This window comes from Candidatus Obscuribacterales bacterium (assembly GCA_036703605.1).
In the GTDB taxonomy this organism is placed as follows: Bacteria; Cyanobacteriota; Cyanobacteriia; order RECH01; family RECH01; genus RECH01.
In genome coordinates, this window is sequence record DATNRH010000716.1 from 1 (window position 1) to 2,115 (window position 2,115).

Sequence of the window (2,115 nt, forward strand, 5' to 3'; positions counted from 1 at the left end):
ACTATACAGGCGCACCCAATGATGGTAGTGCTTGGATTAACGGCGGCGATGCTTCTTATCGAATGCTGCGAGGCGGGTCTTGGAGCTTCGATTCAAGGATTTGCCGGTCTGCGTACCGCTACAAGGACTTCCCCACAAACCGCGGCTTCAACAACGGTTTTCGTGTTGTTTGTCACGTCTAAGATACTCTTTAGCCCGTTGCGCAAGTATGATTCTCTTAGGAAACCAAGTTAACACTCTCCTAAGAGAATCTGTTTCACTGATCCGTATATTCGCTATCGTGGAGCGAGGCTGGGGATGGCAGAATGGCTTAAGGTACCACTAGCCGGTGATAAACTATGAGGGTGCGCCTTAGAATTCGTCGCGATTTGGGGGGCTTATGACCGCTGCCTCTGCTCTCCCCCCATCCCACCACCAACCTTCACTGCTCCTGAATGTGCAGAACGTTGCCCTGACCATGACGCCGGAGCATTTCGATCAGCTTTGCCTTGACAACCCCGACCTACAGCTCGAACTTACAAAGGATGGAGAGTTGATAGTGATGCCTCCAACCGGTGGAGAAAGGGGTAGACGAAATCTAGAGTTAGCTGTTGAAGTGGGGATCTGGAATCGCCAAACGAATTTAGGGGAAGCCTTTGATTCATCAACCGGCTATGATTTCGCAGCCTTGGGAGGAGGTAAGCTATCTCCCGATGTATCTTGGATTGAAACATCTCGACTCGATGGAATAGACCTTATGGGCTTTATCCCCATCGTACCTAATTTCGTGATTGAGCTACGGTCTGCGATCGATCCATTGCAGCGGTTGCAGGACAAGATGCGGGAGTATCAGCGGCTGGGCGTGCGGTTAGGGCTGTTGATTGACCCAGAGCGCCAGCAGGTTGAGATCTATCGCCCTGGGCAGGCGGCGATAGTGCTAGAGTCACCGAGTGCGATCGATTGTGACGAGGTTATGCCTGGATTTGTGCTGAACCTGAATCGCATTTGGTCATAACGTTGGGCAGTGCCTATGCTTGAAGACACTGTCATGGGCAGAAGTTGGCATTCTTTTGGTTGCGTTTATCTATACAGTCCCATGACTTCAATCCTAGACTTTGAGCCGGCATCGATTGTCTTGAACCGTTTTTGGGTAAAACAGCTCACAGAAGCGGATCTGCGGGTGGTTGAGTATCGATGTAATTTCCAGCAGCCGCCCGAATCTGGCGATGAGCAACGGGCGATTTCAAGGATTTGCTACAGCCTCAGAGTAACGGCTGTAAGGCTGGGAAGTAGCATCATTACGCGGGAACCCATCAGCCCAGATCGACTGCAATCAGAAGATTGGTACCTGACGCAAGCTGGAGAAAGAGTCCTAAGCTGTAACCATGCTGCCGAACGAAAAGCCCTAGAAACCTTCGAACGTAAGTCGTTGGAGTACAAACTCAGACAGATCACCCGTGCTGCCACCGTGGAACGGGCCTCCGAAGGGGGGCTGAACTGGTGGATATCCGGTGATGCAGGCATAGAAAAGGTTGGAACTGGATGGGAAGTGCATCGGGGACGGCGCATCGACGTTGCCATCGACCTAGACGGTAACCTCTACCTCGACATCGACACACAGCATCATTTCCATACCCCCTGGACGCTACACCAATGGTTAGAGAACTATCCTGACGCACCCATCCGCTATGTGCGCAATCGCTATCAATCCAAGAATCAATACCTTAGCTGGCAGTATCAGGATGTATCTCAAGAACGGCCGGATCAGGTGATGATTGAAGGGTTGGGCATCAGTCTGGCAGACTACCACCGCCAACAGGGAGCTACTGAGGATGAGGTCAACAACTCTCGGGTGGTGTATGTGAAACGAGCCAATCAGTGGCGCAAACCGCCGGTGGCCCATCTATCTCAGCGGCTATCGCCCAGTGTGACCATGGAAATGTTGGCCAAGATCGAGACTTCCATCTCGAATCCTCAAGAGAAACAGGATATCCAAGCGGTTTTTCGCTGTATTCGCAAGAAGTTGAGCGATCGCCTCACGGATGCAACGAAAACGGCAACCTGGATCCTCGAACGAGTCTACAACGTCTCAACGCCTGCCCAGCCCCTCAAGGCCGATGGATATGTGTTGCCGCC

General features: G+C 52.1%; 3 protein-coding genes. All 3 read left to right on the top strand.

Features of this window, described 5'->3' with window-relative positions; all coding sequences use genetic code 11:
- On the top strand, window positions 1-234 hold a 234-nt coding region (locus V6D20_15065), incomplete at its 5' end, for a hypothetical protein (GenBank protein HEY9817100.1).
- A gap of 145 nt (window positions 235-379) precedes the next feature.
- The gene (locus V6D20_15070) at window positions 380-994 is read left to right on the top strand and encodes a Uma2 family endonuclease (protein ID HEY9817101.1); all 615 of its coding nucleotides are present in this window, start codon (window positions 380-382) and stop codon (window positions 992-994) included.
- A gap of 81 nt (window positions 995-1,075) precedes the next feature.
- A partial coding sequence (locus V6D20_15075) for an argonaute PAZ domain-containing protein (protein HEY9817102.1) occupies window positions 1,076-2,115 on the top strand: 1,040 nt, incomplete at its 3' end.